This window comes from Cellulomonas sp. P5_C6 (assembly GCF_054049635.1).
In genome coordinates, this window is the sequence record NZ_JBFULZ010000111.1 from 1 (window position 1) to 13,352 (window position 13,352).

The 13,352-nt window shown below is 73.2% G+C and carries 13 protein-coding genes, 1 tRNA gene and 1 pseudogene; 6 read left to right on the forward strand and 9 right to left on the reverse strand.

Going from position 1 to position 13,352, the window contains the following annotated elements; translation table 11 throughout:
- From ACXJKG_RS13190 to ACXJKG_RS13210, 5 genes are all read right to left on the reverse strand, one after another.
- A partial coding sequence (locus ACXJKG_RS13190; RefSeq protein ID WP_456846211.1) for a copper homeostasis protein CutC occupies nt 1-445 on the reverse strand: 445 nt, incomplete at its 3' end.
- A complete protein-coding gene (locus ACXJKG_RS13195) occupies nt 436-897 on the reverse strand; it encodes a PTS sugar transporter subunit IIA (protein WP_456846212.1) in 462 nt (153 codons plus the stop codon). The genes ACXJKG_RS13195 and ACXJKG_RS13190, both read right to left, overlap by 10 nt.
- Nucleotides 897-1,127, reverse strand: a complete 231-nt coding sequence (locus ACXJKG_RS13200) for a PTS transporter subunit EIIB (RefSeq protein WP_456846213.1) — start codon at nt 1,125-1,127, stop codon at nt 897-899. The genes ACXJKG_RS13195 and ACXJKG_RS13200 overlap by 1 nt, the downstream gene beginning before the upstream one ends.
- A gap of 11 nt (nt 1,128-1,138) precedes the next feature.
- Nucleotides 1,139-1,384: a glucose PTS transporter subunit EIIB gene (locus ACXJKG_RS13205; RefSeq protein WP_370502200.1), complete on the reverse strand. Its 246-nt coding sequence runs from the start codon at nt 1,382-1,384 to the stop codon at nt 1,139-1,141.
- Nucleotides 1,381-2,187 (reverse strand): GntR family transcriptional regulator, encoded by an 807-nt coding sequence (locus tag ACXJKG_RS13210; RefSeq protein ID WP_456846214.1) that lies wholly within the window; start codon nt 2,185-2,187, stop codon nt 1,381-1,383. The genes ACXJKG_RS13205 and ACXJKG_RS13210 overlap by 4 nt, the downstream gene beginning before the upstream one ends.
- A gap of 175 nt (nt 2,188-2,362) precedes the next feature.
- Here ACXJKG_RS13210 and ACXJKG_RS13215 point away from each other — a divergent pair, with 175 nt between their 5' ends.
- Both ACXJKG_RS13215 and ptsP read left to right on the forward strand, forming a co-directional pair.
- A complete protein-coding gene (locus ACXJKG_RS13215; RefSeq protein ID WP_456846215.1) occupies nt 2,363-3,703 on the forward strand; it encodes a PTS transporter subunit EIIC in 1,341 nt (446 codons plus the stop codon).
- On the forward strand, nt 3,700-5,391 hold the full coding sequence (gene ptsP, locus ACXJKG_RS13220; protein WP_456846216.1) for a phosphoenolpyruvate--protein phosphotransferase: 1,692 nt from the start codon (nt 3,700-3,702) through the stop codon (nt 5,389-5,391). The genes ACXJKG_RS13215 and ptsP overlap by 4 nt, the downstream gene beginning before the upstream one ends.
- Here the strand turns inward: ptsP and ACXJKG_RS13225 are convergent.
- On the reverse strand, nt 5,388-5,651 hold the full coding sequence (locus ACXJKG_RS13225) for an HPr family phosphocarrier protein (RefSeq protein ID WP_456846217.1): 264 nt from the start codon (nt 5,649-5,651) through the stop codon (nt 5,388-5,390). The two genes, ptsP and ACXJKG_RS13225, sit on opposite strands and share 4 nt — an antisense overlap.
- 114 nt (nt 5,652-5,765) lie before the next feature.
- Between ACXJKG_RS13225 and ACXJKG_RS13230 the strand changes: the two genes are divergently transcribed.
- Nucleotides 5,766-5,857: transfer RNA gene (locus tag ACXJKG_RS13230), tRNA-Ser, on the forward strand.
- A 7-nt stretch (nt 5,858-5,864) separates the two neighbouring features.
- Here ACXJKG_RS13230 and ACXJKG_RS13235 read toward each other — a convergent pair.
- Together ACXJKG_RS13235 and ACXJKG_RS13240 are read right to left on the reverse strand one after the other, a co-directional pair.
- Nucleotides 5,865-6,587 carry a phosphatase PAP2 family protein gene (locus ACXJKG_RS13235; RefSeq protein WP_456846218.1) on the reverse strand — a complete coding sequence of 241 codons (723 nt, stop codon included), beginning with the start codon at nt 6,585-6,587 and terminating at the stop codon, nt 5,865-5,867.
- Nucleotides 6,584-7,261 (reverse strand): phosphatase PAP2 family protein, encoded by a 678-nt coding sequence (locus ACXJKG_RS13240; RefSeq protein WP_456846219.1) that lies wholly within the window; start codon nt 7,259-7,261, stop codon nt 6,584-6,586. The genes ACXJKG_RS13235 and ACXJKG_RS13240 overlap by 4 nt, the downstream gene beginning before the upstream one ends.
- A 175-nt stretch (nt 7,262-7,436) precedes the next feature.
- On the opposite strand from ACXJKG_RS13240, the gene ACXJKG_RS13245 reads away from it, so the two are divergent.
- Complete coding sequence (locus tag ACXJKG_RS13245; RefSeq protein WP_456846220.1) at nt 7,437-9,239, forward strand: bifunctional metallophosphatase/5'-nucleotidase; 1,803 nt, start codon at nt 7,437-7,439, stop codon at nt 9,237-9,239.
- Nucleotides 9,240-9,295: 56 nt separating this feature from the next.
- Here ACXJKG_RS13245 and ACXJKG_RS13250 read toward each other — a convergent pair whose 3' ends face one another.
- The gene (locus tag ACXJKG_RS13250; RefSeq protein ID WP_456846221.1) at nt 9,296-10,717 is read right to left on the reverse strand and encodes a hypothetical protein; all 1,422 of its coding nucleotides are present in this window, start codon (nt 10,715-10,717) and stop codon (nt 9,296-9,298) included.
- A 535-nt stretch (nt 10,718-11,252) separates the two neighbouring features.
- Between ACXJKG_RS13250 and ACXJKG_RS13255 the strand changes: the two genes are divergently transcribed.
- Complete coding sequence (locus tag ACXJKG_RS13255) at nt 11,253-12,737, forward strand: RNB domain-containing ribonuclease (RefSeq protein WP_456846222.1); 1,485 nt, start codon at nt 11,253-11,255, stop codon at nt 12,735-12,737.
- Nucleotides 12,730-13,352, forward strand: a pseudogene (locus ACXJKG_RS13260) (hypothetical protein); the annotation flags it as partial. The gene ACXJKG_RS13255 and the pseudogene ACXJKG_RS13260, both read left to right, overlap by 8 nt.

The window sequence follows — 13,352 nt, forward strand, 5'->3', positions numbered from 1 at the left end:
GGACGACGCCGAGCGAGACGAGGTCGTCGACGGCGGCCGCCCACGCCTCGAGGGTGTCGAAGGCCCGGTGGAAGGTGACCTCGAGCCCGTCGGCGGCCGACACCAGCCGGGCGACGGCCGGGAGGTCCACGGCGCCGGAGGGGGTGAGCGCCCCGACGACCACGCCGGCCGCCCCCGCAGCCACGGCGGCCCGCACGTCCCTGACCTGCACGTCGAGCTCGTCGGCGGCGTAGACGAACGACCCCGCGCGCGGCCGCACGAGCACGTGGACGCCGACCCGGGACGGCACCGCGGCGAGCACGGCGTCGAGCAGCCCGATCGAGGGGGTCAGGCCACCGGTCGCGGCAAGCGCGGCGCAGAGCTCGAGCCGGTCGGCGCCGGCCGCCGCGGAGACGACCGCCCCGGCGACGTCCTGGACGGCGATCTCGAGCCGGGTCACGCCCACGACAGCAACGGTGCTCCGGCGGCGACGGTGTCGCCGGGCCGGGCGAGCCGGGTGACCGCGTCGGGCGGCGCCTCCAGGCCGACCACCGGGCACACGGGCGAACGGCCCCCGGCCGCCACGGAGGACGGGTCCCAGGTGATGACGACCTGCCCGGCGGAGACGATGGCACCCTCGGCGGCGTGCAGGGTGAACCCGGCGCCGCCCAGCTCGACGGTGTCGATCCCGAGGTGGACCAGCACGGCCCGCCCGTCGTCGTGCTGGACGACGAACGCGTGCGGATGGAGCTTGAGGATGGTCCCGGCGATCGGGGCGATCACCTCGGACGCCACCCCGAGCGACGGGTCGAGGGCCACGCCGGGCCCGACCAGCTCGGCCGAGAACACCGGGTCGGGCACCTCGGGCAGCCCGAGCACCTGGCCGGCGACGGGCGCCAGGACGGTGAGGGCCGCCATCAGCGCAGGTCCTCGATGTCGGAGGCAAGGGTGTCGGCCTCGGGCCCGACGATCACCTGCACGGCGACGCCGGAACGGACCACGGCGATCGCCCCGGCGGCCTTGAGCCTGGGCTCGTCGACGAGCGAGGGGTTCTGCACCTCGACCCGCAGCCTCGTGATGCAGGGCTCGAGGTCGAGGATGTTCGCGTCCCCGCCCAGCGCCGCGAGGATCTGCTCCGCCTTCGTCATGTCCGTGCTCCTCACATCAGCTCGTCGAGGTCGGTCGCGATGAGGTCGACGTGCGGGCCGACGACCACCTGCACCACGCGCCCGGAGATCATCACCCCGAACGCGCCCGCGGCCCGCAACCCGGCCGCGTCGACCCGTCCCGCGTCGCGCACCAGGGACCGGAGCCGCGTGGTGCACGGTTCGATCTCGTCGATGTTGTCGACTCCTCCGAGCGCGGCGAGGATCGCCGCCGCCTGATCTCTGCCTTCGGGCTTCATCGCCGTCCTCCTGCAGTCGCTTCGGTCTGGTCGGGCACGGTGTCGCCGTCCCGCACGGGGCGGCGCCGGGGGACGAGGGCCGGTCGGGGTGCGCGCAGCGGCACCCACACGCTGTAGCGGTCGGACCGGTAGCAGGCGCGCGAGAACATGATCGCGGCGTCGACCGAGTAGGTCCGACGCTCCGCCCGCAGCACCGCGTTGGAGTCGCCGAGCCCGAGCAGCGAGGCCTCGGTCGAGGTGGCCTCGTCGGCGGACAGCGTGTCCTCGCCCCACTCGGGGGCGAGCCCGCGCTGCCGCAGCGCCTCGTACATGCTCGGCGGCGGGCCGGCGTCGAACAGCCCCGGGGCGAGCGCGACCGGGACCCACACCTGCTCGATGCAGATGGGCGTCCCGTCGGCGCTGCGCACGCGGTAGAGGAAGTGGACCTTGTCGCGCGGCTCGATCTCGAGCGCGGTCGCGACGTCCGGGGTCGCGGCGATCACGTGAGCGGTGAGGACGGTGGTCGCGGGCTCCATGCCGCGGCGGCGCATCTCCTCGCCGAACGTGGTCAGCCGCATCTCGAAGTCGATGCGCTGGGGGGCGACGAACGTGCCACGCCCCTGCTCGCGGACCAGCACGCCGTCGGTGACCAGGGTGTCGACGGCCTGCCGGACGGTCATCCGCGAGAGGCCGAACTGCTGGCTGAGGTGCCGCTCGGAGGGGATGGCGTCCCCGACCCGCAGCTCCTGCGCGACGAGGGTGGCGAGGTGGTCGCGCACCGTCAGGTACTTGTGCGCGGCGCCCTGCTCCGACTCGTCGTCCACGTGCGAACCCACTCCTTCGATGAGGCGGATGGTGCGCCGACCGCTACGACCACACGTCGCGACGTGACCCTTGACACATCATGAGGTCTAGACCAGTCTGCTCGCAACTGGTCCAGACCAGATACCCCCAGACATTCCCCCAGGCACGTCGTCGACACCCAACGAGGAGTGCTCCATGACCACCGTCACCGCGGACACCGCTGAGAAGCGAGGCATCCCCGGCCTCGCGCAGCTGCAGCGCATCGGCCGCTCGCTCATGCTCCCCATCGCCTCCCTCCCGGCCGCGGCGCTGCTGCTGCGGCTCGGCCAGCCGGACATGCTGGGCGCCGACGGCCTCGGCGCCCACCTGCCGTGGATGGTCCCCGTCGCGGCCGTGCTCGCGGCAGCCGGCAACGCCCTGTTCGCCAACCTGCCGCTGCTCTTCGCGGTGGGCGTCGCGGTCGGCTTCGCCCGCAAGTCCGACGGCTCGACGGGCCTCGCGGCCGTCATCGGCTACCTCGTCTTCAAGGGCGTCAGCGACGCCCTCTCGCCGTACACCCTGGAGAAGGCGGGGGAGGGCGAGACGCAGGATCTCATCAACTACGGCGTGCTCGGCGGCATCGTGATCGGCCTGGTCACGGCGCTGCTGTTCCAGAAGTACTACCGGATCAAGCTGCCCCCGTACCTCGCGTTCTTCGGCGGTCGCCGGTTCGTACCGATCATCACGGCCGGGGTCTCGGTGCTCGTCGCCGTCGCCGGCGCGCTCATCTACCCCGCGTTCAACTCCGGCTTCACCGCGGTGGGCGACTGGGTCACCGGCTCGACGATCGTCGGCGCCTTCGTCTACGGCACGCTGAACCGGCTGCTCGTGCCGCTCGGCCTGCACCACATCCTCAACTCGCTGCCGTGGTTCCAGTTCGGCACGTACACCAACGCGGACGGCGTGGTGGCGCACGGCGACATCAACCGGTTCCTCATCGGCGACCCGACGGCGGGCACGTTCATGACCGGCTTCTTCCCGATCATGATGTTCGCGCTCCCCGCTGCGGCGCTGGCGATCGTGCACACCTCGAAGGCGAAGAACCGCAAGGTCATCGCGGGCATCATGGGCTCGGCCGCGCTCGTCTCGTTCGTCACGGGGGTCACCGAGCCGCTCGAGTTCGCGTTCGTCTACGTCGCGTACCCGCTCTACGTCATCCACGCGATCCTCACGGGGACGTCGCTGGCGCTGGTCAACGCCCTGGGCATCAAGGACGGGTTCGGGTTCTCGGCCGGCGCGATCGACTACGTGCTGAACTTCCGGATCGCGACGATGCCGCTGCTGCTGATCCTCGTCGGGCTCGGCTACGCGGTCGTCTACTACTTCCTGTTCCGGTTCGTCATCACGCGCTGGAACCTGCGGACGCCGGGCCGCGAGGACGACGACGACGACGCGGTCGCGGGCAGCGCGACGACGGTCGAGGGCGTGGCGCCGGCCGGCGCCGCCGACGTGCCGACGCAGTCGACCGAGCGGCCCGTCCCCGCCGACGCACGATGACCACCGCGGTCGCCGCCGCGCTGACCCTGAGGGGGTTCGGGGTCAGTCCGGGCCGCCGGGCGGGAGTCGTGGCGCGCATGCCCGACGCCCCTCCGGCGCCGTCGCCCGAGCCGCTCGCCCCGGGCTCGGACCTGACGGCGGCGGCGACCGCGGTGGACCAGGCGTCGGTGCGGGTCCGGGACGCCATGGCCCGCGCCGCCGACACGGCGACCGGTGAGGCCGCCGACATCCTCGCGGTCACCGCGGCGATGGCGGCCGACCCGTCGCTGGCCGACGAGGCACGCCGGCGGGTGCTCGACACCAGGTCATCCCCGGCCCGAGCCGTGTGGGACGCGGCCGAGCTGGTCGCCGAGCAGCTGCGCGCGCTGGGCGGCATGTTCGCCGACCGGGCGACCGACGTGCAGGACGTCCGGGACCGGATCGTGGCCGAGCTGCTGGGCCTGCGACCCCCGGGCGTCCCCGACCCCGGCCACCCGTTCGTGCTGGTCGCGCGCGACCTCGCCCCGGCCGACACCGCCCGGCTGGATCCGGCGAGCGTGCTGGCGATCGTCACCGCCGGCGGCGGACCGACCGCCCACACGGCGATCCTGGCGCGCTCGCTCGGCATCCCGTGCGTCGTCGCGGTCGGCGGTGCGCTCGAGCTCGCGGACGGCGAGACCGTCCTGGTCGACGGGTCGACCGGCGAGGTCGTGCGGCACCCGTCGCAGGACGCCGTCGACCGGGCGTCGCACGCCAGGCCGCGACCCACCCGCCTGGCCCGCCCGGGCAGCACCGCGGACGGCCACCCCGTCGCGCTCCTGGCGAACGTCGGTGACCCGGCCGGCGCGGTCGCCGCGGCGGAGGCCGGCGCCGAGGGCGTCGGGCTGTTCCGCACGGAGTTCGGCTTCCTCGGCCGGACGACCCCTCCCGGCATCGCCGAGCAGGTCGCGGCGTACGCGTCGGTCTTCGCGGCGTTCCCCGGCCGGCGCGTGGTGATCCGCACGCTCGACGCGGGCGCGGACAAGCCGCTGCCCTTCGTGACCGACGACGACGAGCCCAACCCGGCCCTCGGCGTCCGCGGCCTGCGCACCTCGTGGTCGCACCCCGGCATCCTCGACGACCAGCTCGCCGCGATCGCCCGGGCGGCGTCCGCCTCGGACGCGGACGTCTGGGTCATGGCGCCGATGGTCGCGACCGCCGACGAGGCCGACGCCTTCGTCGAGCTCTGCGCCGCGCACGGCCTCGCGCAGTCGGGGGTCATGATCGAGGTCCCCGCCGCCGCGCTGCGGGCCGGCGACCTCCTGGAGAGCGCCCGCTTCGCCAGCCTGGGCACCAACGACCTCACGCAGTACGCGATGGCGGCGGACCGCGAGCTCGCGGGCCTCGCGCGCCTGTCGACCCCGTGGCAGCCGGCCGTGCTGTCGCTCGTCCAGGTCGCGTGCGCGGGCGGTGCGGCCCGTGCACGGCCCGTCGGCGTGTGCGGCGAGGCCGCGGCCGACCCGGTCCTCGCCCCGGTGCTCGTCGGGCTCGGGGTGTCGTCGCTGTCGATGACCGCGCGTGCCCTGCCGGACGTCGGCGCGGTGCTCGCGTCGGTCACGCTCGAGGAGTGCCGCGCCCTGGCGGCGCTCGCGCTCGCGCAGCGGACGGCCGACGCGGCCCGGACCGCTGTACGGGCCGGGCTGCCTGTGCTCGAGGAGCTGGGTCTCTAGGCGGTCTGCTGGAGGAACTGCTCGAGCGCCGCGATCGAGGCCTCCGCGTCGGCGCCGTCGTCGGCCGTCGCCAGGACGACCTCGTCGCCCGCGCCCACGCCGAGCGTCATGATCGCGAGGATGGACGCCGTGGCGACCGGGTTGCCCCCGGACTTCGCGATGGTCACCTTGGCGGGGAGCCTGCCGGCCGCGGCGACGAACTGCGCGGCCGGGCGGGCGTGCAGCCCCTCGGGAAGAGCGACGACGACGGAACGCTGCATGGCCTGCCTCCAGGGACGGGTCGACGGTGACAGGGTCGACCATACTGGTCTAGACCAGAACGCGCGAGAGTGGTGTGGAAGACTCGTGCCGCTGCGAGCCGCGAGGCCCGCGCGGGAGGGCTGTCTGAGCGGCCGAAAGAGACGGTCTTGAAAACCGTTGGAGCGGGACAACCCCGTTCTCGTGGGTTCGAATCCCACGCCCTCCGCCCGTGCTCACACGTCCCGTCGCAGGTACCGCCAGGCGAGGAGCGCGCACACGAGGCCGTTCGCCATGCCGACGAGCACGTCCGTGGGGTGGTGCATGCCGCGGTAGAGGCGCGCCGTCGCGACGGCGAACGGGACGAGGAGGCAGATCGCCGTCAGCCCCCACCGCAGCCACGGCCGGGTGATCCGCTGGCAGAGCAGCGCGAGCGACACGTAGAGCGCCGTCGCGGCGCTGGTGTGGCCGCTCGGGAACGCCGTGGTGGGGGGCGAGTCGTCCAACAGCGCGACGTCGGGACGCCCGCGGCCGACCAGCAGCGACGCGGTGAAGAAGAGGATCGCCTGCAGCCCGAGCGCGATGGCCGGGACGGCGGCCAGCCACCACTGCCTGGTGCGCCACCAGAACAGCGCCACGACGAGGACGCACACGGCGACGGCGTACTGCGTCTGGCCGAAGTTCGACAGCACCAGCGTGAGCGAGTTCAGGCCGGCGGCGCGGCGGGCCTCGAACCACCTGTCGACCGCGGTCTCGGCGGGCAGGTCGTGGAGCGGCCCCACGATGAGGAGGCCGATCCCGACCATGACGAGCCACCACAGGGCGGCGGGGAGCGCGGCCCGCGTGGCGAGATCGCGGCACGCCGAGCCGAACGTGGGGGTGGACGTGTCGAGCTCGTAGCGGTGCACGAACGTCCGGACGGAGCTGGGCTTCTTCGTCTCGCCGACGAGGAGGGTCATGAGATCCCTTCGGTGGGGGGCCGCGGGCTCCAGCCCCGGTAGCCGAGGTAGGAGGCGCCGGCCATGGAGGTGCCGAGCAGCATGCCGGCGACGACGTCGGACGGGTGGTGCACGCCGAGGAGCACGCGGTCCGCGGCGGTGATCACGGTGGCGGTGGCGGCGACGACCGGGACGACGACCCGGCCACGCCGTCCGAGCAAGGGCCACACGAGGAGCGTGAGCGTGACGGCCGCGGCCGCCGTGTTCGTCGCGTGCCCGGAGGGAAAGCTCGACCCGGGGGCGTGCTCGAGGGCGTCGTCCACCACGGGGCGGGCCCGCTGCACGATCCCCTTCGCGCCGATCTGCACCACCCACGCCGACATCAGCGTGACGAGAGCCCACAGCGCACGGGTCGCCAGGCCGTGCCGCCGCCAGACCCACAGGCACAGCAGCGCGCCGGCGAGGTTGACCCACACGGGCTGAAGCAGCTCCTGCCACACCACGAGCGCCCGGAAGAACGCGGGGTGCGCGCGGGTGAAGGAGGTCGCGGCGGCGATCGTCTCCTCGTCGAACCGGACCAGCCCCGGCGACTCCGCTCGCACCAGGTACGCGAGGACGAAGACCGGGGCGGACACGCCCACGCCGAAGGCGACGGCCGGCAGGAGGGCTCGGTGGCGGAACGTCGGCTGAAGCACCTCCGCAGGCTAGGAGACCCCGGGGGATTCGGCTCGCTGGGCGTCCTGCTCGTGGGTACGGGCCCACGCCGTCCGCCGGTTTCGCCCCATTCCCAACGCGGCCCGCGGAGTGGGAGCATCGACCCGCTCGATCGTGCTCGACGACGACGTCGGAGGAACCATGTCTCGGTGGCCCGTGCGACTCGGAACGACGATTGCTGCGACGGGGCTCGTCGCGGCGTCAGGACTGCTGGCGGGGCCGGCGTTCGCGGGACACGGGCCCGGGCACGATCCCGGGCAACAGAGGTACAAAGACGTCCAGCTGCTGGCCATCAACGACTTCCACGGCAACCTGGAGCCGCCGAGCGGGTCGTCGGGCCTGGTCACCCGGCTGCAGCCGGACGGCTCGACGTTGCCGCAGACGGTCGGCGGCGTCGAGTACCTCGCGACGCACCTGGAGCAGGCGCGCCAGGGGCACGACCGGTCGCTGACGATCGCCGCGGGTGACCTGATCGGTGCCAGCCCGCTGCTCTCCGCCGCGTTCCACGACGAGCCGACGATCGACGCCATGAACGCGTTGCACCTCGACGTCACCAGCGTCGGCAACCACGAGTTCGACGAGGGCTCGACCGAGCTCAAGCGGATGCAGGACGGCGGGTGCCGCACCAACCCCGACGGCACGCCCGCGGCCGACAGCTGCCCCGCCGGCCCGGGATCGTTCACCGGTGCCGACTTCCCGTTCCTGTCCGCCAACGTGGTGGTCACCAAGACCGGCAAGACCCTGTTCAAGCCGTACGTCGTGAAGAAGCTCAACGGGGTCAAGATCGGCTTCATCGGCATGACCCTCAAGGGCACCCCGGACATCGTCACGGCGGCCGGCGTGCAGGGCCTCACGTTCCTCGACGAGGTGTCCACCGCCAACAAGTACGCGAAGGAGCTGCAGCGCGAGGGCGTGCAGTCGATCGTCGTGCTGCTGCACCAGGGCGGCATCCCGGCGAGCGGCTTCTACAACTACGACTGCAACGCCGGCGGCGCCCTCGGCCTGTCCGGCGACATCGTGCCGATCGCCCAGCAGATCAGCCCGGCGGTCGACCTCATCGTCACCGGCCACACGCACACCGCGTACTCGTGCAACATCCCCGACCCGAACGGTCAGCCGCGGATGGTCACGAGCGGCTCGTCGTTCGGCCGGCTGTACACCGACATCGAGCTGAAGTACGACCCGCGGACCAACGACGTCGTGCGGCCCTCGGTGGTCGCGACGAACGTGCCGGTCACCCGCGACGTCCCGCCGGCGCCGGCCGAGACGAACATCATCACCAGCTACAAGGGCTACCTGGGCCCGATCGCCGACAAGGTCGTCGGCTACATCGCCAACACGATCCTCGGCCGCGGCTGCTCCGCCGTGCCTTGCTCGGCATCGGGCGAGTCGCCGGCCGGCGACCTCATCGCCGACGCGCAGCTGGAGGGCCTGAAGAACGACCCGCTCAACACCGGGGGCGCCGACTTCGCGATCATGAACCCCGGCGGGATCCGGTCCGACTTCGTCTGCGCCCCCGGGACGGGCCCGTGCGCACAGACGTACAGCCAGGCGTTCACGGTCCAGCCGTTCACCAACATCATGAACGTGATCTCGATGTCCGGCGCGGACGTCATCACGATGTTCGGCCAGCAGTGGGTGGGCCAGAACACCTCGCCGAAGGTGCTGCAGGTCTCCGCGAACGTCAGCGAGGTCGTCCGGGCCGCCGGCGCGGCCAACGAGAACCGGTTGGTCTCGGTCGCGGTCAACGGCGTGCCGGTGAACCCGGCGGGGACGTACCGCGTCGCGATGAACGAGTTCCTCGGCGGCGGCGGCGACGGCTTCACCGCGATCCGCAACGGCACGAAGGTGTTCGTCGGCCAGAGCGACCTGGACGTGCTGATCGCCTACCTGGGTGCCCACAGCAGCCAGGCCTCGCCGTACCCCGTCCCGACCGGCGGGCGGATCACGATCGGCTGACCACGCGCGGACGGGCCCGCCCCCCAGGGGAGCGGGCCCGTCGGGCGTGCGAGAGGTCAGCCCGCGGTGGGCAGCGCGGCCACGAGGCGGGTGCCACCACCGGCGACGTTGGTCGCCGTGTTGTTGGTGACGGCCCGCAGCAGCGGCGAGAGCGCCTTCCAGTCCTTGTTCGCGTTCGCGGCCTGCGTGGCGTCGCAGGTGTGCTCGCAGAACAGGGACTGCGTGGAGGAGCGCACCAGGACGTGCGCGCCGTAGTTCTGCAGGGCGTGGCCCAGGGCCTTGCCCTCGGCCGTCAGGTTCATCGCGTCGATGTTCACCGAGCTCGGGATGGCGAACAGCGTGCCCATGGGGATGGTGCCGGTGTACGCCGTGGCGCCGTTCGCGTCCTGCGTGCGGGCCGGCCAGACGGCGCCCGACTTCAGCTGGGCGTCCGAGATGCCGAGTGCGAGCGTGTGCTTGATCGAGAGCTTCTTGAGCTCCTGCGTGCGGATCAGGCCGGCGTAGAAGGAGACGCCCGAGGCGCGCGCCCCGTCCGTCATGCCGTCCGTGCGCAGGTCCGTCTTCACGATGCGCGTCGACGTCCACTTGTCGGTGCCGACGTTCGTCATCTTGTAGAACTCGTAGCCGGTCACGCCGTCGGGCTGGATGACGCCGACGTGCTTGTCGGTGCCGTACGTCGGTGCGGTGTTGCGCGGCACGCGCACCTGGATCGACGCGCCCGTGTTCGGGTTGGTGACGGTGGCGATCGGGTCGCTCGTCGTGGCGTAGAAGACGGCGATCGACCAGCGCGACGAGTTCAGCGTCGGGGTCGTCATCGCGAGCTTGCTGGTGATCGGGCCGGTGGCGGCCTCGAACTTGGCGCCCGAGCCGATGGACGTGTTCCACGGCGAGGTCGACGAGAACGGCAGCTGCGAGACGTCGCGCGCCGGGGTCGTCGGGGCCGGGGTGGTCGGCGGGGTGGTCGGGGTCGGCGTGGTCGGGACCGGCGCCGTGACCGCGGTCGAGGGGACCGTCAGCGGCGTGGAGCTGGTGGGGGCGTTCCAGTCGACGACGGTGCCGTGGCTCGAGACGACGTACCCGCTGTCGTGGACGAAGACCACCGGGCAGGTCGCGGCGACCGAGTTGGCCCACTTGGTGGTCCCGTCCTTGGCGACCAGGACGAGCTTGCCGCCCGCCCGCAGGTCGAGGTGCGCGCCCGTGCCGCCCTGCTGCACCCAGCGCCGACCGCCCGTGGAGGCGTTGGCCAGCGTCAGCGAGCCGTCGGTGGCGAGGGTGAGCTTGTACGTGCCGTTGGCCGACACGAGGCTCTTGCCGGCCGTGAGGGAACCGCCCTCGACGAGCTGGTTCGCCTCGGCGGCGGCGCACGTGGTGCCCGTCGTGGTGGTTGCGGCCGAAGCGATCGTCGGCGCGGCGACCGTGGCGACGATGCCGACGGCGAGCGCGGAGAGGACCACGAGGGGTCGGGACAGAGAGAACATGTTTTGGCTCCAGAGATCGGGTCAAAGAACGCGCAAATGCTCCGACACGACGCATCGGGCATCCGGGCGAACAGCAAGTATTAGCGGCTCTATCGGACGTTCCGAGCGGGGCTTGAAGCGCGTGATCCTGCGGATCTGGGGCCTGTGAGCAGCCTGTGAGCTTCATGAGAGAGCCCTCCTGGTCGGTTGACCAGGAGGTTCGACGAATTCTTCGTCTGAATTGCCCGGAATGGCGCTGTGACGGCAGTCACGAATACTGAGCACAAATGTGGCGCATGTCACACGCACCGTCCGCCGGGTGAAAAACCGACATTTGCGGTCCAACGGTGACAGCGCTCCCATACCTCGCACGCCGGTGCCGGGACGCGTCGTCCGGTGCGCGCGCCGACGAGCGCGGCGAGACCCGGAGCGGGTGCGACCGACCCGCGCGGCCTTCTCCCGGCCTGCGATCGTGGGGTGGCGCGCGAGGACGTGGCGCTCCCCGCGCAGCGCTTTCTGGTGGGCGTCGGCGACGTCGCCCGCCTAGGCTCGCGGCGTGCCCCGACGTCACGTCCAGCTGCACGCCCGCCCGCCGCAGGAGGCGCAGGGGCAGGCCGTCGACGTCCTCGTCCGGCGGGGTCTCGACGACCTGCGGCGCGAGCTGGGCGTCCCGGCCGACTTCCCGCCCGACGTGCTCGCGGAGGCGGCGGACGTCGTGCGCAGCGGGCCGGCGGCCCCCGGGGCGGTCGATGCCACCGAGGTCCCCTTCGTCACCATCGACCCCGAGGGCTCGAAGGACCTGGACCAGGCCGTCCACATCGCCCGCCTGGGCGACGGCTTCCGCGTGCGGTACGCGATCGCCGACGTGGCCGCGTGGGTACGCCCGGGCGGCGCGATCGACGACGAGGCGCGCGAGCGCGTCGAGACCCTGTACGCCCCCGACGGCCGGACCCCGCTGCACCCGCCGAGCCTGTCCGAGGGCGCGGCCAGCCTGCTGCCGGGCCAGGTCGCGCCGGCGCTGCTGTGGACGATCGACCTCGACGCGGCCGGCGCGCCCGTCGCCACGACCGTCGTCCGCGCCTCTGTACGCAGCCGCGAGCAGCTGACGTACACGGGGGTGCAGGCGGCCCTGGACGACGGCTCGGCGGACGAGCCGCTGCAGCTGCTGCGGGAGGTGGGGCTGCTGCGGGAGGCCGCCGAGCGCGCCCGCGGCGGGATCACGCTGCCCACCCCGGAGCAGGTGGTCGAGCAGGGAGCCGACGGGGTCTGGACACTCGGCAGCCGGGCGACCCTGCCGGTCGAGGAGTGGAACGCGCAGATCTCGCTGCTCACCGGCATGTGCGCCGCGCGGCTGATGCTGGACGGTCGCGTGGGGATCCTGCGCACCCTGCCCGACGCCGACCCGCGCGACGTCGAGCGCCTGCGCCTCTCGGCCCACGCCCTCGGCGTCCCCTGGCCCGACGGCGCCACCCCGGCCGACGTCATCCGCGACCTCGACGCCGCCAATCCCGCCCACGCGGCGCTGCTGACCGACGCGACCTCGCTGCTGCGCGGTGCCGCGTACGTGGCGTTCGACGGCGAGCTGCCCGCGTTCACCATGCACGCCGCGATCGCCGCCCCGTACGCCCACACGACCGCGCCGCTGCGACGGCTGGTCGACCGGTTCGTCGGCGAGACGTGCCTGGCCCTGAGCGCCGGCACCCCCGTACCCGCGTGGGTGCGGGACGCCCTGCCCGAGCTGCCCGGCCTGATGGCCAGCGGGGACAAGCACGCCGCGGAGTTCGAGCGCGGCTGCATCGACCTGGTGGAGGCGGCCCTGCTGACCGGACGCGTGGGGGAGGTCTTCGACGGTGCGATCGTCGACGTCCGCGCGGATCGTGACGCCGGCGTCGTGCAGCTGCGGGACCCCGCGGTGCGCGGACGCATCGAGGGTGCCGGACTGCCGCTCGGCGAGGACGTCCGCGTGCGGCTGGTCGAGGCGTCGGTCCGCGAGCGCAAGGTCCGCTTCGAGCTCGAGACTCCGCGACCGCACGATGAGTGAGCTCGACGAGGTCGCCGACGAGCTCTACGCGGGAAGCCCCGCCGAGTTCATCCCGAACCGGACGGCCGCGGCGAAGGCCGCGAAGGCCGGCGGCGACAAGGACCTGGCCGCGGCGATCGGCGCGCTGCGCAAGCCCACGGTCTCGGCCTGGCTGGTCAACCTGCTGGTCCGCGACGACGCCGCGCTCGCGGGCCAGATCGTCGCCCTGGGCGAGGGGCTGCGCGAGGCGGAGAAGTCGCTCGACGGCCCCGCGCTGCGCGAGCTGTCGACGCAGCGCCGCCAGCTGGTCCGCTCCTTGGTCGCGCGCGCCCGGCGCCTGGCCCAGCCGACCGGCCAGAAGATCGGCGACGCCGTCACGCAGGAGCTCGACGCCACGCTGACCGCCGCCCTGGCCGACCCGGAGGTCGCGCACGAGGTGCTCTCCGGCCGGCTCACGGCTGCCCGCGAGTACTCGGGGTTCGGCACCGCGGGCGGCGGGTCGGTGACGACGGGGGCGTCGCGGACCACGACGTCCGGCTCGACGTCCGCCGCGGGCTCGGCGCCCCGGGCGGCCGCTCCGAAGGCCCCGCCGCGCCTGACCGTCGTCGGTGGCTCCGGCGCGTCCCGGCCCACGCG

Coding starts and splice junctions, on each gene's coding strand:
- ACXJKG_RS13235 (WP_456846218.1), bottom strand. CDS start 6,587: ATGACCCTCCTCGTCGGCGAGACGAAGAAGCCCAGCTCCGTCCGGACG.
- ACXJKG_RS13200 (WP_456846213.1), bottom strand. CDS start 1,127: ATGACGAAGGCGGAGCAGATCCTCGCGGCGCTGGGCGGGGACGCGAAC.
- ptsP (WP_456846216.1), top strand. CDS start 3,700: ATGACCACCGCGGTCGCCGCCGCGCTGACCCTGAGGGGGTTCGGGGTC.
- ACXJKG_RS13250 (WP_456846221.1), bottom strand. CDS start 10,717: ATGTTCTCTCTGTCCCGACCCCTCGTGGTCCTCTCCGCGCTCGCCGTC.
- ACXJKG_RS13215 (WP_456846215.1), top strand. CDS start 2,363: ATGACCACCGTCACCGCGGACACCGCTGAGAAGCGAGGCATCCCCGGC.
- ACXJKG_RS13195 (WP_456846212.1), bottom strand. CDS start 897: ATGGCGGCCCTCACCGTCCTGGCGCCCGTCGCCGGCCAGGTGCTCGGG.
- ACXJKG_RS13225 (WP_456846217.1), bottom strand. CDS start 5,651: ATGCAGCGTTCCGTCGTCGTCGCTCTTCCCGAGGGGCTGCACGCCCGC.
- ACXJKG_RS13205 (WP_370502200.1), bottom strand. CDS start 1,384: ATGAAGCCCGAAGGCAGAGATCAGGCGGCGGCGATCCTCGCCGCGCTC.